Raw genomic sequence first — 20,986 nt, 5'->3', positions numbered from 1 at the left:
GTTGGAGGCCATGGAGGCTTCCCTTGCCGTGTTGGCTGCATGTGCCGGTCACGGGGCCGGGAACGTGGCCGGGGCCGGGGCCGGGAGCGTGGGCGGGCCGCGGATTCTGCCGGTGCTGACCCTCTCCGGGACGAGGCGGACGCGTGCCTGGACGGTCTGGCGGGGGTGGGCGGCCTGGAAGCCATGCTGGCCGCGGTGAAGGTGCACTTCGCTGCCGGTTACGCGGCCGCGGCTGCGGCGTTGGCGGCCCCGGCCGTTTCCCCGCAGGAGCGGACCGCCCGGGACATGGCGGTGACGGCGGAGGTCGCCTGTGTGCTGACGGTGAGTGAACGATCGGCGGCGGCGTTGTTGGCGGAGTCAGCCGCCCTGACCACCGGGTTGCCGCTGACGCTGTCCGCGCTGGGGTCGGGGCGTATTTCGTGGCAGCACGCGCGCATCATGTGTGATGAAACGTCCGGCCTGGACCCCGCCGGGGCTGCTGCGTTGGAGGCTCATTTCCTGGACCCCGGGGCCCCTTTTTGCTGCGCGTGGCTGCCCGGCCGGGGAGCTGGTGCCGGGCAGGTTCCGGGCCAAGGCGCGCAGCTGGCGTGAGCGGCACCATCCGGTCAGCATCGAAGCGCGCCACCGCAAGGGCGTGGCGGACCGTCGGCTGGAATTTGTCCCGGACCGGGACGGCATGGCCTGGCTCTCGGCCTATGTGACCGCGGAGGTGGCGGCGGGTGTGTGGGCCCGTGCCACGCACGCGGCGCGGGCCCTGCAGGGCCCGGCCGAGTCCAGGACCCTGACCCAGCTCCGTGCGGACGTCGCCGCGGACTGGCTGCTGGCCGGGGTGGCCGAAGGTACCCCGTCACCGAAGGCGCAGGTGTTGGTGACGGTTCCGGTGTTCTCGCTCCTGGGTGCCGGGACGGAACCGGCCATCCTGGACGGGTATGGTCCCGTTCCGCCGTCCATGGCCCGCCGGCTGGTCGCGGACGGTGCCGGATCGTTCCTGCGGGTGCTGACCGACCCGCGCAACGGGGCGCCGCTGGAGATCGGACGCACCAGCTACCCGGTTCCGAAAGCGATGCGCCAATGGCTGCGGCTACGGGATGGCCGGTGCCCTTTTCCCGGCTGCAACAACCCCTCCCTGGACAACGAAGCGGACCATCTGCTGGCCTGGTCCGAGGGCGGCGGCACCGGCATCAGCAACCTCTCCCAGCCCTGCCGGAAGCACCACCGCCTCAAACACAGCACAGCATGGAGACCGGTCGGCGCCACCCGGGACCAGCCACCGGGCTGGATCTCACCCGCCGGACGCTCCTACCCCAGCGAACAACAGGACTGGGAACCACCACACTGGCCGGACATACTTGCCGGTGCCTCCGCTGCCGCCAGGCCCGCAGGCGGCCCCGGCCTCGCGGACGACGACACCGGGTGGGCACCGGACTGGGAACCGCAACGGGAACCGGACTGGGAACCGCCCGACTGTCCGGACATACGCGCCGGAGCGGACATACGCGCCGGCGCCCCCGGCCCCGGAGAGACCGGGCCACCACTACCGGCGGACCCCTTCCCAGACTGGGCCCTCTTCATCGCGGCCTAGGATCGACCCTGCACGGCACTGCCCGGTGCACGGTCCTGCCCGCTTTCAGGCTGCCCCTACGCCGCCAGACAACCACCGGAGGCTAATGCCGAGGACTGCCCACAGCGGACCTTATACTCAAGAGTCCAATCCGGACGGCCTTATTGGGGGAGACATGGACGACGGAACTACTGTGCCTGCACAGGAAACGCAGGGATTACCCCCGGTGTACCTGGAGGTGCCGCACGAATCCGGTTTCCAGGGTGCCGGGACGTCCAGACTGCTGAACACCGGGCTCACTGCCGCTCAAGCCCTCATCGTCGCTGAACCAGCCCCCGTCCAGCACGCCACCACTTCACAGAAACGCACCCGGGGCATCGTGGCTGTCACGTGGATCCTGATGTGCTGTACCGCAGGCGCGATGTGGTCCGTATACAGGGACGCGGCCGGCGGCCCCCACCCGGGGGAAGCGGATTGGGCGCTTGTGGTGCTGGGAATCACCGTGCCTTTGGCCGTCCTCGTCAGCTATTACCTCAATTGGCAGGAGCGGCGGCAGAAAAAGCGGCACGACATGCGGCACAGGGCGTGGGTTGCCCGGTTCGTCGCATCATGGCCGCTGCGCGAAAGGCTGGCAAGCGTGGAGAGCATCCCCGACGTGTGGCAGCGCATCACCGTGGGCACCATGGCTGACACGCTGGCGGCCGATCGCGAGGCCATACTGCTGCAGGGCAGGTCCGGCGAGGTTCCCGCCCGGCTGCTAACCGACGCCCTTGCCGCAGTGGGCGCCTATGCCCGGGCCGCTACCCTGGATCCGGACCTGCAGGCGGCGGCCCGGCAGGCTGTTGACCGGTTTAGCGAGCTGGCCGGACGAGGGCGGGAACACACCCCGCTGTCAGACCCACAGTCAGTGCCTGGTCAGCAGCTGCGGCGTCGCCGTAACGGACCCGTCAACGACGTCGGCAGCCTGCCGGAGTAGCGGCCGCCCTCCGGACTCATGGACATTTCCCCAGGTCAAACGCAAGCAGACGACGGCGGGCAATCCCGCCGTCGACCGTGGCTCGTTTCAGTACTGCTTAAAGTGCGCCCTGGTGGGAAGTCCCGGCGGGGATCGGCACCAGGCGCGTGACATCCACCGGCTTTGCCAGGAGCCCCTCGAGCGAGGCGTTGAGCCGTTTGACGGCATCGCCGGCGCCGTGGGCGTCGAGCAGCTCCGCGCTTTCCCACTTTTCAATCATCATGATCTGGCCGGTGGGCGATTCGTGGATGGCGTAGAGCAGGCAGCCGGGTTCTTCGTGCACCTCTGCAATGGCGGGGGCGAGCGCGGCGACCACCTGGTCGTAGGCGCCCTCGTTGGGAGTGAATTCTGCGGTAACAATGACGGTCATGAAATTTCCTTAGCTGATAGGGGAGAGGGCGAGAGGTGAGCAACTGCTGCGTGGGACAAAGTCGGCCTTAACTTCAATCGTGCGGGGGGCCGCAGGGAGCCGTCCCTGCATCCTTCCCAGAACCAGCTCCAACGAGTGCACCGCGAGCATGTCGATCGGCTGACGGATCACGCTCAACGGCGGGTTGGTCAGTTCTGTCCAGGGGTTGTCGTCAAAGACAATGACAGACAGGTCGTCAGGTATCCGCACGCCGATCTGGACGAGGCGTCGAACGGAGCTCAGAACCTGGGCGGTGTTGGCCACAATGAGCGCCGTGGGGCGGTCGGGCAGGGCCAGAAGAGACCCGACGGCGTCGCCCCCGCCGTCTCCCCGGAACGCTACATCCCGAATGAGCTGGGGGTCCACGCTGATCGAAAAGTTGTTGTGCGCGGCTTTGTAGCCCTCGATCCTGGACCGCCCCGTCGAGGTGCTGACGGGCCCGGTAATGAGGCCAATACGCCTGTGCCCGAGGCCGAGCATGTGTTCGGTGGCGCGTCGGGCCGAATCTACGTTTTCGATACTCACCAGGTCCACGTCTTCGAGTTCCGGAATGGTGCGGTCGACGAAGACCACATTCACACCCAGGGCCTGGAGGCGTGCCCACTTCTCAATGTTTGCTCCGGTGGGCGTGGCAATGACCCCTCCCACTGAGCGGTCAAGGAGCGTGTCCAGGCTGTCGGCTTCAAGGTGGGGGTCTTCCTGGGTGGTCATCACCATCACCTGCACGCCGTGGCTGCGGGCCTCCCAGACGACGCGGTCGGCCAGCTGCGCAAAAAAGGGGTTGGCCAGGTCTGCTACCACCAGGCCAATTGTGGGGGTATGGCCGACACTGAGCTCACGGGCGGCGGCGCGGGGCCGGTACCCGAGTTCATCAATGACCCGCAACACCGTTTCGCGCTTGGCCGGCGCGACCGGGCCTGAGTCAGGGTTCAGTACCCGGGACACCACCGAGACTGAAACTCCGGCCGCCGACGCGACATCGCGAATTGTTGGCGCCTTCTTCACTTCTCCTCCTCGGTGAGGGTCCTAACCCGGCATGCGATCACCAAGAGCTGTTCATCAACCCTGGCATGCTCCCCGAGAAACCTTCGTTTGCGTTCCGGTGTGACTGTTGACACAGCCTATCACCGACTGGTACAAAAGTGGAACCGGTTCCACCCCGGTCCTAAAATTCCAGTTTGCGACGAAGAAGTTGCTCCGCCCCTCAGGTGGAGGGCCCTTCTCGACGCGGAACGTCAATCAGAGAGATCCCCATGAACCTCCACAAGCTTCTTAGCGACCGCGAGCAGGATGGCCGCCCGATTCGAGTCGGACTCATCGGAGCTGGCCGCTACGGCACCATGTACCTGGCCCAGGCAAACAACATCCCGGGCATCCACGTGGTCGCTATCGCCGACATCAACGTCAAGCGCGCCGAAGGGGCGTTCGAGCTTGTGGGTTGGCCCAAGAACCAGATCGCGCCGGACATCGCCACCGCCCTCAGGGACCGTTCCACGACCATCGTGGCCAACGCGGACGAGCTGTTTGATGTAGACATCGACGTCATTGTTGAAGCGACGGGCAACCCGATCGTCGGAGTGAAGCATGCACTGCGTGCCATTGAGACGAAGAAGCACATCATCATGGTCACGGTGGAGGCAGATGCTCTCGCCGGTCCCGCCCTGGCCAGGCGCGCGGAAGCCGCCGGCGTGGTCTATTCAATGGCTTACGGCGACCAGCCGGCCCTCATCATGGAACTTGTCGACTGGGCACGCACCAGCGGCTTCGACGTTGTCTGTGCCGGCAAGGGCGCAAAGTTCCTTGAGCACTATCACGAGATGAACCCGGACAATGTCTGGGAGAACTGGGAGTTCTCCAAGGAACTCACCGATTCGGGGCAGCTGAACCCGAACATGCACACCTCCTTCCGTGACGGCACCAAGGCCTCCATTGAGATGGCCGCTGTTGCCAACGGCGCCGGACTGGTGCCTTCGGACGCCGGGCTGACGTTTACGCCGGGGGACGTCGAGGAGATTGCCACCATCTGCCGTCCCGCTGACGTCGGGGGAGTCCTCGCCCACGAGGGCACAGTCGACGTCATGTCCAGCGTCAAGCGAGACGGCACGTGGATCCCGCACAACACCCAGGAGGGCGTGTTCGTGGTGGTCAAGGCCACGAACGCCTACGTTTCCGGCTGCTTTACTGAGTACCCGTGGCACCCGGATCCCACCGGCCAGTACGCCGCGCTCTACCGCCCCTACCACTACGTGGGCCTCGAACTGAACATGTCCATCGCCAACGCGGCTCTGCGCGGGATCTCCACAGGTTCGCCGATCGGGTTCTTCGGCGACGTTGTCGCGACTGCGAAGAAGGACCTCAAGGCCGGCGAATTCCTCGACGGCGAAGGCGGGTACACGGTCTGGGGCCAGCTGGTTTCGGCCAAGCACTCCGTCGCAACCGGCGCCCTCCCCGTTGCGTTGGCCCACCACGTGGAGCTGCGGAACGACGTAGCCAAGGGCGGGATCGTGTGCTGGGACGACGTCATCATGGACGACTCCCTGGCCCAGGCCCTGGAGGTTCGCCGGGAAACCGAAGCGCTCGTCGCGGAATTCGCACTCAACGCCTGACCCTCCCCGCACCAAACCGGGCGCTTCAATGAACTTCAGCCGACGTCGTTCACGCCTCCGGAACAAGACTCCTTCCAATGAAGAAAGGCATCACATGAAATCCAAGACCCGCGCCCTCACCGGAGTGCTGGCATGCACCCTTGCAGCCTCAGTCCTCGCCGGATGCGCCTCCGGGGCCTCCGGCGGGACTGGAGCGCCGGTAGCCAAGATCCAGCTCTCCATCCCCGATCCGCTCACCTCCTCCGTCGGCGTCTCGGCCCAGCATTTCGCCGACCAGGTCAAGAAGACGTCCAACGGGTCCGTGACTGTCACCGTAGTCCCCAACGGAACGAGCTTCAGCGGAGACCAGAACGCGGCTGTGACACGCCTGCAGGGCGGTTCCCTCGACGCACTCATCCTGTCGACGTCCGTCTACGCCGCCGTCGTACCTGAAATGAACGCCATCAGCATTCCGTTCCTCTTCAAAGACACCACCGAGGAAGCGGCGTTCCTGGCAGGAAAGCCGGGCCAGGCGCTGAAGGAAAAGCTTGCCGCCAAAGACACCGTCGCGCTTTCCTTCCTCACCCGGACCGGCCGGGAAATCACGAACTCGGTTCGACCCATCGAACAGCCCTCGGACCTGAAGGGACTGAAGATCCGGGTCCCCGGCAACCCGTTGTGGACCGACTACTTCAGCAAGCTCGGCGCCAGCCCCACCACCATGGCATTCTCTGAGGTCTTCACCGGCCTGCAGACCGGAACGATCAACGGGCAGGAAAACCCGATTGAGGTGCCGTGGACGAACAAGTTCTCGGAGGTCCAGAAGTACATTTCGATGACCAACCACATCAACGACGCCTGGGTACTCGCCCTCTCCTCGAAGAAGTGGGACACCCTCACCGATGAGCAAAAGAAGGCCCTCACGGACGCCTCTGAGGAAACCGCCACCTTCAAGACCGGCTACGACGCCGAGCAGTCCAAGAAGCAGCTCGAGGAACTCACCGCCAAGGGCATGAAATCCAACGAGCTCAGCGCCTCCGGCCTGGAGGAATTCAAAGCGGCTTCCAAGAGCCTTTACCCAACCTTCTCCCAGCTGATCGGCAAGGACTTCTTCGACCAGGCCATCGCTTTCACCACCACCAAGTAGCCGCCGCCGGCCCGGGGAGCCCAATGCTCCCCGGGCCACCCGCAAGGAAACGCCCCCACTCTCAATGTCGACAGTCTGGAAGCCCATGAAAAACATCACTACGCCCGAGGAACTCGAGGAGGTCCTCCCCTCGGACGCGGAAGAGATACTCCACCACGGCCATGTCCCCCCGCGTTGGAGCGGTGCCCTGTGGCTCGACAAAACGCTCGAATGGGTTGTGGGCGCTGCCATCCTCGCGGAGCTCGTCGTGATCCTGCTGAACATCATGGTCAGGGTCGTCACCGGCGATTCCGTGCTCTGGACCCAGGAAGTCTCCGAAATCGCGCTGCTGACCATCGCTTTCATCGGCGGCGCCATCGCGTACCCCAAGGGTGCGCACATGTCCGTCCAGGCACTCATCATGCGCCTCCCGGCTGCTTGGAAGCCTTACCTGGCCGCCCTGGTTGACTGGCTGGTCTTCGTTATGAGCGCAGGGGCGTTTGCACTGTTCGTTCCCACCCTTGTCCAGCAGATCGAGGAAAAGACCCCGATCCTGCAGCTCCCCGTTTTCTGGGTCTCACTGCCTTTCTCAGTCGGCATGGTGCTGATCGCCTGGTTCGCCCTCCTCAAGCTGTGGCGCCAGGACCGCCGCCCGGTACTCATTGCAGCGGGAATCGCGGCCATCCTGATTGTTCTCGTCCTGGTGGCCCAGCCGCTGTTCTACTACGCCACCCCCAACCTCCTTCTCGGCGTCGTCCTTCTGCTCTTGTTCGTGCTGCTGTTCCTGGGCCTGCCCATCGCATTCGTGCTTGCACTGGCATCCGGGATCTACCTTTATTTGGGCGGCATTTCCGAGGTCAGCGCCATCCCCATCGGAATGGCTTCGGGGGCCAAGGGCTTCGTCCTTCTGGCAATCCCGTTCTTCATCCTCGCCGGCACGGTCATGAACTCCGCCGGCCTGACCCTCCCGCTGGCCAAGCTCGTCGACGCGCTGATCGGGCACCTGCGCGGCGGCCTGCTCCAGGTGGTCGTCGTCACCATGTACATCTTCTCCGGCATCTCCGGCTCCAAGGTGGCCGACGTCGCAGCAGTGGGCACCACGATGCGCGGCATGCTCGAAGAACGCAAGTACCCCCGCGGCGAAGTGGTCGCCGTCCTCTCCGCCTCGGCCATCATGGGCGAAACCATCCCGCCGAGCATCGTGCTCCTGATCCTCGGATCCATCACCACCATCTCCACCACCACGCTGTTCCTGGCCGGCTTTGTTCCCGCCGCCTTCCTGGCCCTCTGTGTCATGGCACTCGTCTTCTTCCGGGCCCGCAAACAGGGCGGCGTCGCCAGCCCCAAATCCAGCTGGCGTGAACGCGGGTCGGCGACGTTCTTCGCAATTCCGACTCTTCTGCTTCCTGTGGGAATGGTGGTGGGCATCCTCAGCGGATTCGCCACACCCACCGAAGTGTCATCAGTGGCCGTCGCCTACGCCTTCATCCTCGCCGCAGCCTACCGGCACGGCAGCAAGCGGCTGCTTGGCGACACCCTGCGGGAAACGACGACGACGGCCGGCATGGTTCTGTTCATCATCGCCGCCGCGTCCCCGCTGGCCCAGACCCTCGCGCTTGCAGGTGTCTCCCAGCAAATCCACGACCTCATGTCAGGGCTCGGCGACTCACCACTGCTCTTCATGCTGTTCACCATCGTCCTGCTGATCATCATGGGGCAGCTCCTTGAGGGCCTCCCCGCGGTACTGATCTTCGCGCCCCTGCTCCTGCCGATCGCCGTCGACTTCGGCGTCAACCCCGTGCAGTACGCGATGGTGCTGATCATCTCCATGGGTATCGGCTCGTTCGCACCGCCGGCCGGCGTCGGCTTCTACGTCGCGTGCGCAACCGCACACGAAACTGTCGAGAAAAGCCTCAAACACTTCTGGCCCTACCTCATCGCCGTGTTCCTCGGGCTCCTCGTTCTTGCGGCTGTCCCGTGGTTCAGCACATTCCTTCCGGCCCTCGCCGGACTGATCCCCTTCTAAGCGCATGACAACACCCGCAATGAGTGAGAAAGAAATGCCCGGCTTCCGCGGCTCCGTGGCCCTCATCGGCACGGGGCCCATGGGAGCCCCGATCGCCCGGAACATCCTGGCCGGCCAGGTTCCTCTAACTCTCTGGAACCGCACACCGGAAAAGGCCCGCGCGATCGGCGGAGGGGCCGTCGTAGCCACGCCGGCCGCGGCCGCAAGCGACGTCGTGCTGACTGTATTGCCCGACCTGCCCCAGGTTGCGGCTCTACTTCCCGGCGAAGAAGGCCTGCTGGCAGGATGGAGGAGCGCCGGCATCGAGCATCCGGTGATGGTGATTCACGGGACTGTGTCACCGGTTGCGGTCGCGGAGTTCGCCGACGACTGCCTGCGCAACTGGGGGGTGACGGTTGTGGACGCACCCCTCAGTGGCGGAACCATCGGTGCTCAAGAGGGCCGGCTGAGCATCATGGTTGGCGGACCGGCCGAAGTTGTAAAGGGACTCACACCGCTCTTCGGGCTGTACAGTTCCACGGTGGTCCGCTTCGGCCTCACAGGGGCAGGATCAACTGTGAAGGCGTGCAACCAGATCGTCGTTGCCGGCACGGTAACGGCCCTGGCCGAAGCGATGGCCCTCGCAAGCACTGCCGGACTTGACCTCGAAAAGGTGCAAACCATCCTGGCCGGCGGCCTTGCCAATTCAGAGGTCCTACGGCAAAAGGGACGGCGATGGATCGACCAGGACTTCGAGGGCGGCGGGTCAGCAAAGAACCAACTCAAAGACCTGAACTTCATTGCCGAAATTGCGGCGGAATGCGAGATAAAGCTGCCGCTCGCCGACAGCATCCGAAACGCCTTCCAACTCATGATCAATGAAGGCTATGGCGACCTGGACCATACCGGGATCTACCGGGCCATCGTCTCTTAGTCTCCAGCCAGGGGAACGGCATCAAACGCAAACGGACGACGGCGGGAAGTTCCGCCGTCGTCCGCTCACAATCCGTTCACAAAGTCCTCTGCAAACCGCCTGACGCCGTCCCACTCGGTATAGACGTAGTCGTGCGACGTGTCCGTGTCCAGGGTGCCCTTGTCACTGGCGATCTTCTTCATCATGTGGCGCTTGAGGAACCCGTACTGCGTGTAGAGCAGCGCCCCTCCGAAGAGGCCCACGTGCGCAGGACGCCAGCCCGTTTCATGCTCGAATTTCTCGACGTAGCTCTCCGCGTTCCCGGTGTCCCCGTGTGCGGCCAGGCTGACGGAGAACAGTGCGGACGGGAGGCTTTGCAGGGCATCACTGTTCTTCCGTACGAAGTCCCGGACGTAGTCTTCATGCTTGCCCAAATGGACTGAAGCGCCGACGATTACGGCGTCGTACCGGTCCGGAATAGTGTCTGCTGCCTGCCTGATGTCCGCCGTTTCCGCGTTGTGACCGTGTGCCCGGACCACCTCCGCGATGTACTCGGCGATCTTGGCTGTCTGTCCCTCGGTGGTCCCGTAGGGAAGATAAATATTGGCCATGATTGGCCTCCTTGTGCTGCCGGCCCGCGTGCGAAGAGGGGTATCGCCGTCGATGAACAACGGGCCTGGTCACACCAGTCTGCGCACGCCCGCTGCCGCAGCCGTAGGGTCGAACGTCCCGGAACGGGCGGCGGCTAATCCTCGATCGTCACACCGCGCCAAAACGCGATCCGGTCCTCGATCTGCTTCGCGCGCGGCTTGGGCTCCGGGTAGAACCAGGCGGCGTCAACGTTCAGCTTCCCGTCCACCTCAAGCGTGTGGTAGCTGGCCTGCCCTTTCCACGGGCACACGGAATACATGTCACTGTCCTTCAGATAGCCTGCATTGACAGCATCGCGGGGGAAGTAATGGTTGCCCTCCACCACCACCGTGTCCGCGGATTCGGCGATGACTTTTCCGTTCCAGATAGCCCTGACCATGTGGTTCCGTTCTGTAGGTGCCGCCGGCGTCAGCGGGCGACACGTCGTAGGTATCCCAACGGCCCGGGCGGCGGACTTGTTCCCCGGCGGCGAGCGGACGACGCCGGGAGGCGCCGCCGTCGTCCGCACTCATTGTGGTGGCCGCCTAACTGGTCCACCATGATCGTATGGATGCTGAAACACCTCAGGCGGAGGAACCGAAGGCCGCGGAGCTGAGCCTTCCCCAGGCTTTCCTCCTTTTGGCAACGAACGACACGGACGGCGAACCCGAAGTACCGGCCTACATTCTCAGGACCACTTTGGCGGGCGCAATATTGGCCGAACTGGAACTGACCGGCGCGATCGGCCTGCAGGGGAAGCACGTCGGGGCTACCGGCACCGCGCCGCAAACGGATTTCCAGCGCCAGCTGGAGCTCATCCGTCACAAGTCCCGGCCCCACACTCCCAAGCGGTGGGTCTCCATGCTGGAGGGGCGCGCGGAAGTCCAGCGCGTCTATGAGGGAATGGCGTCACGTGGCATCGTTGACCAGGTCGGCGAGAAGCACCTCGGCCTGTTCAAGACCGTACGGTATCCGGAGAAGGACCACGGCCCCGAAGCGGCAGTCCTGAAAAAGATCCAAGCCGCACTCGGACTCAAGCCGGCGGATGCCGCGCCAACCGACACCGCGCCGTCAACTGCGACGCCGTCACCTGCGCCGCCAACCGGGGCCGTGCGCGCGGAGACCAAAGCAACAGACGCCAGGACCACGGCACTGATCGCCCTGCTCGAGGCGGCCGGTCTGCTCGACAAGATGTTCCCGGAAGCGGACCGACGTCGGGCAAAAGAGCTGGCAAAGGACTACTGGCCTGCCTGTGCGGTGGCGGACGAACTGCGCATGATCAGGCTGGCGGAGGCAGAAGCACCGCTCTCGGCCGCGCCCCGCTAGTCGCCGGCGGGCCGGAACAACTCGACGCCGTCGTCGGCAGTTGCGCCGGAAAATCCAGACGATCCAACCCTTTCCGCCGGAAGCCCACAGAGTTAGGATGCCGTGTGACCTTCACCCACGGCTTCGCGGACAACAACGGCCTTCGCATGTATTACGAGGTCCACGGCGAGGCGGTGCCCGGCCGGCCGCCCCTGCTCCTCATCCCGGGCGGCGGCTCCACCATCGGAACCAACTTCAGCGAACTCATCCCGCTGCTCGCCGAACAGCGACAGGTGATTGCCGTTGAAGAGGAGGGCCACGGCCGCACCCAGCCCACCAGCCGACCGCTCACTGCCGAGAACTCCGCCGGAGACATCCTCGCCGTCCTGGACCAGCTCGCCGTGGAAACCGTGGACGTGCTGGGATTCAGCGCGGGCGGCCACACCGCCATCGCCCTGGCGCTGAGGCGGCCCGCCGCTGTCCGGCGCCTCATCGCGGCCTCCACCTTTGCGAGCCGCGACGCGGTGCCGGACGAGTTCTGGGACGGCATGGCGAACGCCACGCTCGATGACATGCCCGACACCTACAAGGACGCCGACCGCCTGCTCAACCCCGAACCCGGCCACCTCGGGCGGCTCTTCGAGCTGGACCACCGGCGTATCACGGAGTTTCCCGGATGGTCCGACGGCGAACTGGGCACCATCACAGCCTCCACCCTGGTGGTGTCCGGCGATCGGGACATCGTCACCGCAGCGTATGCCGCTCAGATGGCCGGTGCCATCCCCGGCGCACGCCTGCTGATCGTCCCCGGCGGCCACGGCGACTACCTCGGCGAGCAGGCCGCCAGCGGCGGGGATCTCCGCACGATGCACGCCACCGTCCCGTTACTGCTGCGGTTCCTCGACGGGTAAGGCTTAGCTCTGTCCCTGTTCTTCGCCGGCGGGATTGGCGAGCGTTATTTCGGTGTTGATGATGACGATGGAGCATTGGAATTGCGCGCTGCAGGTTCGCAGGTAGACCGAGGCCGCGGCGGCACCTTCGTTGAACGCCATTATATTTGGAATGACCCGTATGGTGACTGTTTGGGACTGCTTGGTGCAGCTGAGCTGATCGCTTCCGCCGCCGCCGGCGAGCCGTCCGTCGCTGACTCTTTGGGTAACTTGGACCACGGGTATTGCGATGATCAAGGCGGGGTCGGTGTCGCACACGAAGGTGACGGGAACATCCACCGCGGCGCCGTCGGCCACGAGGATTCCCGGCCCCGCGCTCACGAGCGTGGCGGGGGCTGCCTGCGCGGGGGTGGCTATGGTCACGAGGGTTGCTGCAAGAGCAGCGGCGAGGCAGCTTCTGGTGCCTAACATCAGGTTCTCCCTTGAATGGAAGCGTGGCGTCCTGCGTTCCGCATGGTCGGCCAGTGCGGTGGCCGGGCGTCTTATATGTACGGGGCGTAGCCCCTGACGACAGCGCCGTTCCCCCTGGCGACAGCGCCGTTCCGGGGGCCGCCTGATGCGGCCTTGAGTCCGGTTTGCCGTACATTACTCACCACCTGCCTGCGTGACAATAGCCTCCCCAAAGCAGACGACAACGCAAGCGGACGACGGCGGGAGGTTCGTAGTATTAAACCGGTGTGGGCCGGAAACGGCGGAGAACAACCTGAATTAGTGCGCTGGCCGTGTTGGGCGCATGGCTCCCGGGAGTCATACCAGTGGTTCAGGTGGCCCGCACTCAGTGCAAGACGAACGACGGCGGGATGTCCCGCCGTCGTGGTCTAAGCAGGAATGAGACCCGGATCGGGCGCAAGCCCCCAGGTCATCTTCCGGATCGCCTCGCTCGGGAGCCCGCTCAGTGCCGCAAGCTCGTAATCGTCCATGGTTCCCAGCCTGCGCGCCGCGGCCAGGAGCTTCAACCGCCGCCCCTCCAGGGCTGCCTTCGACTCCTCCAGCTCGGCCAGCTCGGACTTCAACCCGCTAATCAGGGCAAGCTGCTGCTCAGCCGTCAGCCCGGACGGTGCCAGGTCGTCAGAGGACAATCCGATGGTCCGCACTGCCCAGCGGGAAAGGCCGGCGGCCTTTGCAAGGCCTGTCATCTTCAGGCCGTCACACAGTGCCTGGGCGACGTGCTGGTTCAGGCGGACCGAAAGCGCCCGCATGCTGGAGGCATTGAAGGAAATCCGTTGCCGGTCCTCTTTGAGGAGCTGCCGGAGCTGTTCCGTCTGGACGGCTGCCGCTTCAGGCTTCCGCCGTCCCCGGTAACGGTAGTAACCGCCGTCGGCCGGGTTCGGAACAGCTGGGCGCAGGACAGGGCTGTGCAATACAGGGCTGGGCAGAACGGCCAAATGCACTCCTCGGTTGGGGGACACGTCAGTTGGCGCCGGCGGAAAGAACCGCCAATCGGGCCAGCGTACATAAAACGCTAGACACAGCGGTCCGCCCGCGGAAATACCAATACTGCGTGGAGCCATAACCGAAAAATGTGGGCACAGGCCATAAGAGACGCTTATCCGTCCACGCACTTTAGGTCTTATCCAGACGCGCCAGGATTCCCTAGGGTCGAAGGAAGCGAGTACCGCTCCCTCCTGAATCCGTAGGAAGAGACCATGCCTAAATTTGAACCTGCATCACGGGTGTCCCGCATCAAGTCCTCCGCCAGCGTGGCCGCCGCTGCCCGTGTGCGTGAGCTGAAGGCAGAAGGGCGCCGGATCCTGGACCTGACGGTCGGCGAGCCTGACTTCGACACCCCGGAGCACATCAAGGTGGCCGCCATTGAGGCGATCACCCGCGGGGAGACCAAATACACCTCCGTCACCGGAACCCCCGCCCTGCAGAAGGCGATCCTCCAGACCCTGGAGTTGCGCACCGGAATCCACTACACCCCGGCCGAGATCACCATTGGCGGCGGCGCCAAGCAGGTGATCTTCACAGCCTTCATGGCCAGCCTGGACGCCGGCGACGAAGTAGTGGTGCCCGCGCCGTACTGGGTCTCGTACCCGGACATGGTGCTCGCGAACGAGGGCACGCCCGTGGTGGTTGCCTGCAGCGAGGAGACAGGATTCAAGCTCACCCCCGAGGCGCTGGCCGGAGCCCTCACCGAGCGGACCAAATGGGTCATCCTGAACACACCGTCGAACCCCACCGGCGCCGTCTATTCCGCGGCGGAACAGCGCGCGCTCGCGGACGTCCTGGCCGGCTTCCCGCACGTGAACATCCTGACGGACGAGATCTATGACCAGATCTACTTCGGCACCGGCAAGCTCTCCAGCCTGGTGGAGGTGGCCCCGGAACTGAAGGACCGAATCCTGGCGGTCAACGGTGTGTCCAAGGCCTACGCCATGACCGGCTGGCGCCTGGGCTACGCGGGGGGACCCGCCCCGCTCATCGCCGCGATCAACAAACTCCAGTCGCAGATCTCCTCCTGCCCGTCCTCCGTCAGCCAGGCCGCCGCTGCCGCCGCGCTCACGGGCAACCAGCGCTTCGTGCAGGAAAGCCGCGAAACCTACCGCGGCCGGCGCGATGTGGCAGTCGCCGCGCTGAACGCCGTCGACGGACTGTCATGCACGACGCCGGAAGGCGCCTTTTACGCGTACGTCAACTGTGCGGGGGTCATCGGCAAGACGACCGCCGAGGGGCAAATCATCGCCAACGACGAGGACTTCACCCTTTACCTCCTCGAAACGGCCTCCGTTGCCGTGATCCAGGGATCGGCCTACGGACTGGGCCCCTACTTCCGTGTCTCCTACGCCACCAGCCTCGACGTCATCGAAGAGTCCATCGCGGCCATCGACAAGGCCGTCCGGGCCCTCAACTGATCCACACCCACCGAAGGAAAACGCCGTGATCCACGTAAGAACCACCATCGAACGACCCGAAGCCGACGCCGTTAGCCGCCTCGCCAAGTTCTCGTCCGCCACCATCCACGAGGCACAGGGACGCAAAGGCGCCCTCAGCTCCAGGATCAAGCCCATCGACCGGAGCATGTCCTTCTGCGGCCCCGCCGTCACTGTGCGCTGCGCCCCCAGGGACAACCTCATGCTGCAGGTGGCCATCCACTATGCCGAGGCCGGGGACGTCATCCTTGCCGCGGCAGGGGAGTACGAGGAAGCCGGGACATTCGGCGACGTCCTCGGCAATGCCATGAAGGCCAAGGGCCTCGCCGGCCTGGTGACCGACTCGGGCGTCCGAGACACCCAGGACCTCATCGAACTGGGACTGCCCGTCTTCTCCGGCAGCGTCTCCATCAAAGGCACTGTCAAGGAAACCATCGGTCCCATCAACCACCCGGTGGTCTTCGGCGACGAAATCATCTACCCCGGCGACGTGCTCCGCGGCGACGCGGACGGCGTGGTGGTGGTGCGGAAGGACGAGATCGAGGAAGTCATCCGCCTCTCGCAGGAACGCGACGACGCCGAGCGCGAACTCATCGGCCGCTACCAGGCCGGCGGCACCACCATCGAGCTGTGCAACCTCACCGAGGTGCTCAAAGCCAAGGGCCTGCTCGTCGAAGAGGCCTAGCCGCTCGCACAAGCCGCGGCAGCACCGCCGTCGTACGGGAAACCCGTGCGGCGGCGTCCGCATATGCAGAGGCGCCCGGCCGCGGCAAGCGGAATGGGAGGGCTCGACGTCCGTTGCAGGACATCGAACCCTCCCATTTGCGATAGTTTCCTACCGGGCCGGAAGGAAATGGGTGGGCGGGCCCAACACGGCATCCTCCAGATACCAGACAGTGGACCCTCCGCTGCTGGCCGGCATGATGCTGCCTTCGAAAACAAAGACAGGGGCAACCGAGCGGTCCTCAGGGCGCCAAAAACCGTTTGCGGGGCAGTGGAAGCCCGTTTTGGCCATCAGCCCGGGGTTTGTCTCGGAATTCCTGCGTCTGGCGCTGATTTTTTTTCACGGCTCGCTCCCAATTAATTCTCCATAAATGCAACCGCCGCAATTAATCGGCCTATATACAATTTTAGGATCAGGAGCTCCCGGATACTAAGACGAATGATGAGTGCCCTGATAAGCGGATGCTATGGCAGGGCTATCTCGCATATTTATTGCTAAGCATTTCCTGGAGCATTTCCTTCAGCACCAGTAGAACCGCCGACGCCGCCTCGGAAAGCGGATCATGGTCGGGGGTGCACAGCGCGATCTTGCACTGCAGCGCCGGATCCACAATCCGCAGGACGTGGAAGTCCTCCTCGTGGAAGAGTGCGTCAGCCGCTGACTTGGGCATGATCGTGGCCCCCAGGTCGGCCCGCAGCAGGCGCGCCAGGGACGGCACGGACTCCACTTCACCCACCAGCTTGAGGGTGAGCCCCTTGTTGGTGAAACCGGCCTCCACGGCCTGTCGAAGCGTGTGGATCTTCTCGGGCAGGAACAGTCCGTGGCGGGCCACTTCCTCCAGTGAAATTTCGCCATTCCCGGGTTCAACCGGGAATCTGCCCGCGTTGACCACAAAGTGCAGGTCTTCGACGATCATGGTGGTGAACTGGACGCCGCGGATAGGGCCCGGCTCGTAAATGAGGGCCATGTCCAAGCGGCCATTCTTGATTGCTTCACTCAAGACGCCGCCATAGATTTCCGTGACATGCAGGACAATATCCGGGTACCGGCGGCCCACTTCGCTAATGATCTTGGGCGTCAGGCTGGACGCCATGCTGTAGGGCGCGATCGCGATGGATACGCGCCCGGACGGTGCGGCGCCCGACGCGGCTACGTCCTGGCGTGCCTGCTCCACCAGCCGCAGGATCGACTGGGCATGCCGGTACAGGGTGTGCCCCGCGGCCGTGGGCTTAACGCCCTGCTTGCTGCGGATCAGGAGCCGCTGCTTGAGATCCGTCTCCAGTGCCGATACCTGCTGGCTCAGGGCAGGCTGTGCCACATGCAGCGCCGCCGCCGCCTTGGTGATGCTTCCCGAATCCACAATCTGGACGAAGTACGCAAGCTTCCGCGTGTCCATGGCCGTCTTCTCTCTTCGCGGCGTCCTGAACCCGGGAAAGGTCATAACCGGATGCTATGGAGGGATACGCAACAGGTCTTTGTGTGATCCACATCTCTGACACTAGGTTGAACCCAGAACGCTATTTCATTCATCGAACATTCTACCCCTCCGGTGGATATGCAAATTAACGATGACCCCAGACGCATTTTGCATGCTAACGGGTTTTACCGGAATAGACGTTTTCTTTTACATTTCCGAAATGTGCACTCCTTAGCGTCGGAACATCAGGATCCGCCGCCAACAGCCCGGATTCTTCTTTATGAGAAAGAGATGACAAATGCGAGCAACCATCAAAGGCAAGATCACAGCAGTCGCCGCGCTGTCCGCTGCGGCGCTGGTACTCTCCGGCTGCGGGGGCGGCGCCGGAGCAGCCAGCAACGACAGCGCCACGTCAGGCGAAGTGAACCTGATTGCCTACTCGGGCGTATGGCAGGACCAGTACACCGCCGCAGTCATCGAACCGTTCAAGGCCAAGTACCCGGACATCAAGATCAACTACGCCTCCAAGCGGTCCTCGGCTGAGATGCTCAGCGCCCTGCAGGGCCAGAAGACCAACCCGGCAACCGACGTTGCCATCATGGACAACTCCGTTTCCACCACCGGCAACAAGCAGGGCCTCTTCGAGAAGGTGGACGCCGCCGGCGTCCCGAACCTCGCGAACGTCCCGGAAAAGTTCCGCGACAAGGACGGGTACGGACCGGTGGCCATGCTCGACGCCGTGGGCCTGGTCTACGACACTGCCACCTTCCCCCAGGCTCCCGAGAGCTGGGACGTGCTGTGGGACCCCGCGTACGCCGGAAAGATCAACGTCAACGCCCCGCCGTCTTTGCTGGGCCTGTCCCTGACAGCCATCACCGCCAAAATGGCGGGGGAGGACTACACCAAGGGCATCGATGCCGCAGTGACCCGCCTCAAGGAGATGGCCCCGGGCGTGCAGACCTTCGCACCCAACCCAGACGAATACCAGAACGTCATCACGGGCCAGACCGTCCTGGGCCTCGGCCAGAATGCCCGCGGCCAGTTCTACAGCGACCAGAGCAACAAGAAGATGGGCGTCACCTTCCCCAAGGAAGGCACCGTCTACCAGATCAACACCATCAACGTGGTCAAGGATGCACCGCACTCCGCCGCAGCCAAGACTTTCGTGGACTACGCCCTTTCCGCCGAGGCGCAGACCGCCTTTGCCAAGGCACTCTTCTACGCCCCTTCCGTCAGCAATGCAGAACTGCCGGCAGACGTGAAAGCCCGCGTGGTCCCCACCGACGGGTCACTGAACATCGTCCCGCTGGATGTGGAATTCCTGTCCTCCGCCCGGGACAAGTGGACCGACATCTGGAAGCGCCAGATCATCACCAAGTAACCGCGAGCCGGTGCCCCTCCCCAACTTCACTTCAGGAGAACTGAACCCGTGACTGAACCAAAACTGTCGATCGTAGATCTGACCAAAAGATATGCAGCAGGTCTTGAACCCGCCGTCGACCGCCTGAACATGGAAGTTGAGGAGGGGCACCTGGTGGCGCTCCTCGGCCCGTCCGGCTGCGGCAAGACCACCACCCTGCGGATGGTGGCCGGCCTCATGGACCCGACGGCCGGCTCCATTGTGGTGGACGGCAAGGAAATCACCCACACGCCGGTCAACAAGCGCGGGATGGGCATGGTGTTCCAGTCCTACGCCCTCTTCCCGCACATGAACGTGGAGCAAAACGTGGCCTTCGGCCTGGAAATGCGCCAGACGCCGAAATCCGAGCAAAAAGCCCGTGTTGCGGCGGCGCTGGACATGGTCCAGCTCGGCCACCTCGGAAAGCGGCAGACCAAGGAACTCTCCGGCGGCCAGCAGCAGCGCATCGCCCTGGCCCGGGCCCTCGTTGTGGAGCCCACGCTTCTCCTTCTCGACGAACCACTGTCCAACCTGGACGCCAAGCTCCGCGAAACCATGCGCACCGAGATCAGGTCCATCCAGCAGCGCACCAGGGCCACCACACTCTTCGTCACACACGACCAGGACGAGGCCCTGGACATGGCCGACCGGATCGCCGTGATGAACGGCGGCCTGATCGAACAGTTCGGTTCGCCCACCGACGTCTACGAGCGCCCCCGCACGCACTTCGTGGCCAACTTCATCGGCCAGGCCAACTTCCTCACCGCCCGCGTGGGCGCCGAAACCGGAGGGGCCAGCCTTGCCGGCGAAAGCTACTACAAGGTGGACGTCGAAGGCCTGGGCCAGTTCGGCGCCGTCGGCGCAGCGGGCCTGTCAGGCAGCACCCATGAAATGGTGATCCGCCCGCACCGGCTCACCGTGGCCCTGCGCCCCGGAGCGGACCAGACACCCGTCGCGGGAACCATCGAACGGGTGAGCTACACCGGCGACGCCCTGGCCGTGGCCGTCCGCGTGGGCGACCAGCAGCTGCAGGCCCAGCTGCTGACCTCCAGCGGCGACCTGCCCCGCACCGGGGACGCCGCGTACCTGTCATGGGCGCCCGAGGACGCGTATCTCCTGCCCGCGACTACATCCGCGGAAAGGCTGGCGGCATGACGCTCCTGCAAACGCCAATTGCCGCGGAAAAGCGGACAGACCGGGACGAGGGCCTGCTCGAAAAAGCCACCGAACGGCGCAACCGGCGCACCTACCTCGCCCTGCTCCTGCCCGGGCTCCTGGGCCTGCTGGTCAGCTTCGTGTTCCCGCTGGCCTACATGATCCGGATGTCCTTCAACAAGGGCGCCCCGGACGGCGTCATCGTGGAGACGTTCACGCTGGACACCTACATCCAGCCGCTGACCGACCCGTACTACTGGCGCGTCACCCTGGACACCTTCCAGATGGGCGTGACCGTGGGCATCCTCTGCGTCCTGGTGTCCTACCCGGTGGCCCTCTTCCTGGCCCGCAGCACCAGCAAGTACCGCGGCCTGCTCATCGCCATCGCCATCGCCCCGCTGCTGACCTCGGCCGTGGTGCGCACCTACGGGTGGATGGTGATCCTCGGAACCAACGGACTCATCAACTCCTCCCTCGAGGGCCTGGGCCTGATCGACACGCCCCTGAAGCTCACCAACAACATGACCGGGGTGACCATCGGGCTGGTGGAGATTTTCATGCCCTACGCGATCCTGGCCATGATCTCGGGCTTCGGCCGCCTCAGCCCCCAGCTCGAGGAAGCCGCCGGCTCCCTGGGCGCCAGCAAGTTCAAGGTCTTCACCCGGGTCACACTCCCGCTGAGCCTGCCCGGCCTCCTGACAGCGTTCCTGCTGGTCTTTGTGCTTGCCATCAGCACCTTCATCACCCCGCGGCTCCTGGGCGGAGGCAGCGTGCAGGTCCTGGCCACCGAAATCTACGACCAGACCACCGGCCTGCTCAACTGGCCCTTCGCCGCCGCCCTGTCCGTCATCCTGCTGGTGCTTTTCGGCCTGATCATTGCCGTCTACCAGCGCCTCACCAAAAAGATCGGAGGCTGACC

21 protein-coding genes are annotated in these 20,986 nt (G+C 64.5%); 14 read left to right on the top strand and 7 right to left on the bottom strand.

Translation table 11 applies throughout. The features are described from left to right. Positions 1-39: 39 nt before the first annotated feature. The 3 genes from TV39_RS22865 (at position 40) to TV39_RS18195 (ending at position 2,537) form a co-directional block, all read left to right on the top strand. Complete coding sequence (locus tag TV39_RS22865; RefSeq protein WP_442853509.1) at positions 40-591, top strand: hypothetical protein; 552 nt, start codon at positions 40-42, stop codon at positions 589-591. Continuing rightward, entirely contained in the window at positions 551-1,582 is a 1,032-nt protein-coding gene (locus tag TV39_RS18200) for a DUF222 domain-containing protein (protein WP_442853508.1), read from the top strand. The genes TV39_RS22865 and TV39_RS18200 overlap by 41 nt, the downstream gene beginning before the upstream one ends. A gap of 172 nt (positions 1,583-1,754) precedes the next feature. Beyond that, a complete protein-coding gene (locus TV39_RS18195) occupies positions 1,755-2,537 on the top strand; it encodes a hypothetical protein (RefSeq protein ID WP_144406465.1) in 783 nt (260 codons plus the stop codon). 97 nt (positions 2,538-2,634) lie between these two features. Here TV39_RS18195 and TV39_RS18190 read toward each other — a convergent pair whose 3' ends face one another. Both TV39_RS18190 and TV39_RS18185 read right to left on the bottom strand, forming a co-directional pair. Beyond that, a complete protein-coding gene (locus tag TV39_RS18190) occupies positions 2,635-2,946 on the bottom strand; it encodes a putative quinol monooxygenase (RefSeq protein ID WP_043484312.1) in 312 nt (103 codons plus the stop codon). Positions 2,947-2,955: 9 nt separating this feature from the next. Next, positions 2,956-3,990: a LacI family DNA-binding transcriptional regulator gene (locus tag TV39_RS18185; RefSeq protein ID WP_043484309.1), complete on the bottom strand. Its 1,035-nt coding sequence runs from the start codon at positions 3,988-3,990 to the stop codon at positions 2,956-2,958. Positions 3,991-4,238: 248 nt separating this feature from the next. Here TV39_RS18185 and TV39_RS18180 point away from each other — a divergent pair, with 248 nt between their 5' ends. The 4 genes from TV39_RS18180 to TV39_RS18165 all read left to right on the top strand — a co-directional run bounded on the left by TV39_RS18180 (position 4,239) and on the right by TV39_RS18165 (position 9,635). Further along, positions 4,239-5,591 carry an NAD(P)H-dependent oxidoreductase gene (locus tag TV39_RS18180; RefSeq protein ID WP_043484306.1) on the top strand — a complete coding sequence of 451 codons (1,353 nt, stop codon included), beginning with the start codon at positions 4,239-4,241 and terminating at the stop codon, positions 5,589-5,591. Between the two features lie 94 nt (positions 5,592-5,685). Continuing rightward, positions 5,686-6,717 (top strand): DctP family TRAP transporter solute-binding subunit, encoded by a 1,032-nt coding sequence (locus tag TV39_RS18175; RefSeq protein ID WP_043484304.1) that lies wholly within the window; start codon positions 5,686-5,688, stop codon positions 6,715-6,717. Between the two features lie 85 nt (positions 6,718-6,802). Next, positions 6,803-8,722, top strand: a complete 1,920-nt coding sequence (locus TV39_RS18170) for a TRAP transporter large permease (RefSeq protein WP_043484762.1) — start codon at positions 6,803-6,805, stop codon at positions 8,720-8,722. A 19-nt stretch (positions 8,723-8,741) separates the two neighbouring features. Continuing rightward, positions 8,742-9,635 carry an NAD(P)-dependent oxidoreductase gene (locus TV39_RS18165; RefSeq protein ID WP_235347444.1) on the top strand — a complete coding sequence of 298 codons (894 nt, stop codon included), beginning with the start codon at positions 8,742-8,744 and terminating at the stop codon, positions 9,633-9,635. A 65-nt stretch (positions 9,636-9,700) separates the two neighbouring features. On the opposite strand, the gene TV39_RS18160 is transcribed toward TV39_RS18165, so the two are convergent. Continuing rightward, on the bottom strand, positions 9,701-10,225 hold the full coding sequence (locus TV39_RS18160; protein ID WP_043484301.1) for a flavodoxin domain-containing protein: 525 nt from the start codon (positions 10,223-10,225) through the stop codon (positions 9,701-9,703). Between the two features lie 134 nt (positions 10,226-10,359). Further along, entirely contained in the window at positions 10,360-10,644 is a 285-nt protein-coding gene (locus tag TV39_RS18155) for a DUF427 domain-containing protein (protein WP_043484299.1), read from the bottom strand. 167 nt (positions 10,645-10,811) lie between these two features. Between TV39_RS18155 and TV39_RS18150 the strand changes: the two genes are divergently transcribed. Together TV39_RS18150 and TV39_RS18145 are read left to right on the top strand one after the other, a co-directional pair. Then, positions 10,812-11,570 carry a GOLPH3/VPS74 family protein gene (locus tag TV39_RS18150; RefSeq protein ID WP_043484297.1) on the top strand — a complete coding sequence of 253 codons (759 nt, stop codon included), beginning with the start codon at positions 10,812-10,814 and terminating at the stop codon, positions 11,568-11,570. Positions 11,571-11,674: 104 nt separating this feature from the next. Further along, entirely contained in the window at positions 11,675-12,460 is a 786-nt protein-coding gene (locus tag TV39_RS18145; RefSeq protein WP_235347443.1) for an alpha/beta fold hydrolase, read from the top strand. Positions 12,461-12,463: 3 nt separating this feature from the next. Here TV39_RS18145 and TV39_RS18140 read toward each other — a convergent pair whose 3' ends face one another. Beyond that, on the bottom strand, positions 12,464-12,910 hold the full coding sequence (locus TV39_RS18140; RefSeq protein WP_144406463.1) for a hypothetical protein: 447 nt from the start codon (positions 12,908-12,910) through the stop codon (positions 12,464-12,466). A gap of 407 nt (positions 12,911-13,317) precedes the next feature. Next, on the bottom strand, positions 13,318-13,884 hold the full coding sequence (locus TV39_RS18135) for a hypothetical protein (RefSeq protein ID WP_235347442.1): 567 nt from the start codon (positions 13,882-13,884) through the stop codon (positions 13,318-13,320). 261 nt (positions 13,885-14,145) lie between these two features. On the opposite strand from TV39_RS18135, the gene TV39_RS18130 reads away from it, so the two are divergent. Together TV39_RS18130 and TV39_RS18125 are read left to right on the top strand one after the other, a co-directional pair. Next, positions 14,146-15,354, top strand: coding sequence for an aspartate transaminase (locus TV39_RS18130; protein WP_043484291.1), 1,209 nt, complete (start codon positions 14,146-14,148; stop codon positions 15,352-15,354). A 25-nt stretch (positions 15,355-15,379) separates the two neighbouring features. After that, on the top strand, positions 15,380-16,057 hold the full coding sequence (locus TV39_RS18125) for a 4-carboxy-4-hydroxy-2-oxoadipate aldolase/oxaloacetate decarboxylase (protein WP_043484288.1): 678 nt from the start codon (positions 15,380-15,382) through the stop codon (positions 16,055-16,057). A 514-nt stretch (positions 16,058-16,571) separates the two neighbouring features. Here the strand turns inward: TV39_RS18125 and nac are convergent. Continuing rightward, a complete protein-coding gene (gene nac / locus TV39_RS18115; RefSeq protein WP_043484283.1) occupies positions 16,572-17,492 on the bottom strand; it encodes a nitrogen assimilation transcriptional regulator NAC in 921 nt (306 codons plus the stop codon). Positions 17,493-17,811: 319 nt separating this feature from the next. Between nac and TV39_RS18110 the strand changes: the two genes are divergently transcribed. Genes TV39_RS18110 through TV39_RS18100 form a run of 3 tightly spaced genes read left to right on the top strand, consistent with a single transcriptional unit; the run spans position 17,812 to position 20,984 of the window. Then, complete coding sequence (locus tag TV39_RS18110; protein ID WP_052500620.1) at positions 17,812-18,894, top strand: ABC transporter substrate-binding protein; 1,083 nt, start codon at positions 17,812-17,814, stop codon at positions 18,892-18,894. Between the two features lie 48 nt (positions 18,895-18,942). Further along, entirely contained in the window at positions 18,943-20,067 is a 1,125-nt protein-coding gene (locus tag TV39_RS18105; RefSeq protein WP_052500619.1) for an ABC transporter ATP-binding protein, read from the top strand. Then, positions 20,064-20,984: an ABC transporter permease gene (locus TV39_RS18100; RefSeq protein WP_043484281.1), complete on the top strand. Its 921-nt coding sequence runs from the start codon at positions 20,064-20,066 to the stop codon at positions 20,982-20,984. Before TV39_RS18105 ends, TV39_RS18100 begins: the two co-directional genes overlap by 4 nt. Positions 20,985-20,986 lie beyond the last annotated feature (2 nt).

Origin of the sequence: Arthrobacter sp. SPG23, from assembly GCF_000876655.1 — a bacterium.
In the GTDB taxonomy this organism is placed as follows: Bacteria; Actinomycetota; Actinomycetes; order Actinomycetales; family Micrococcaceae; genus Arthrobacter.
This window is presented reverse-complemented; position numbering and strand designations above follow the sequence as displayed.

Bases quoted from the DNA above. Each gene is read 5' to 3' on its own strand.
- TV39_RS22865 (WP_442853509.1), top strand. From the start codon at position 40: ATGTGCCGGTCACGGGGCCGGGAACGTGGCCGGGGCCGGGGCCGGGAG.
- TV39_RS18190 (WP_043484312.1), bottom strand. From the start codon at position 2,946: ATGACCGTCATTGTTACCGCAGAATTCACTCCCAACGAGGGCGCCTAC.
- TV39_RS18180 (WP_043484306.1), top strand. From the start codon at position 4,239: ATGAACCTCCACAAGCTTCTTAGCGACCGCGAGCAGGATGGCCGCCCG.
- TV39_RS18175 (WP_043484304.1), top strand. From the start codon at position 5,686: ATGAAATCCAAGACCCGCGCCCTCACCGGAGTGCTGGCATGCACCCTT.
- TV39_RS18170 (WP_043484762.1), top strand. From the start codon at position 6,803: ATGAAAAACATCACTACGCCCGAGGAACTCGAGGAGGTCCTCCCCTCG.
- TV39_RS18165 (WP_235347444.1), top strand. From the start codon at position 8,742: ATGAGTGAGAAAGAAATGCCCGGCTTCCGCGGCTCCGTGGCCCTCATC.
- TV39_RS18160 (WP_043484301.1), bottom strand. From the start codon at position 10,225: ATGGCCAATATTTATCTTCCCTACGGGACCACCGAGGGACAGACAGCC.
- TV39_RS18155 (WP_043484299.1), bottom strand. From the start codon at position 10,644: ATGGTCAGGGCTATCTGGAACGGAAAAGTCATCGCCGAATCCGCGGAC.
- TV39_RS18150 (WP_043484297.1), top strand. From the start codon at position 10,812: ATGGATGCTGAAACACCTCAGGCGGAGGAACCGAAGGCCGCGGAGCTG.
- TV39_RS18140 (WP_144406463.1), bottom strand. From the start codon at position 12,910: ATGTTAGGCACCAGAAGCTGCCTCGCCGCTGCTCTTGCAGCAACCCTC.
- TV39_RS18130 (WP_043484291.1), top strand. From the start codon at position 14,146: ATGCCTAAATTTGAACCTGCATCACGGGTGTCCCGCATCAAGTCCTCC.
- nac (WP_043484283.1), bottom strand. From the start codon at position 17,492: ATGGACACGCGGAAGCTTGCGTACTTCGTCCAGATTGTGGATTCGGGA.
- TV39_RS18110 (WP_052500620.1), top strand. From the start codon at position 17,812: ATGCGAGCAACCATCAAAGGCAAGATCACAGCAGTCGCCGCGCTGTCC.
- TV39_RS18100 (WP_043484281.1), top strand. From the start codon at position 20,064: ATGACGCTCCTGCAAACGCCAATTGCCGCGGAAAAGCGGACAGACCGG.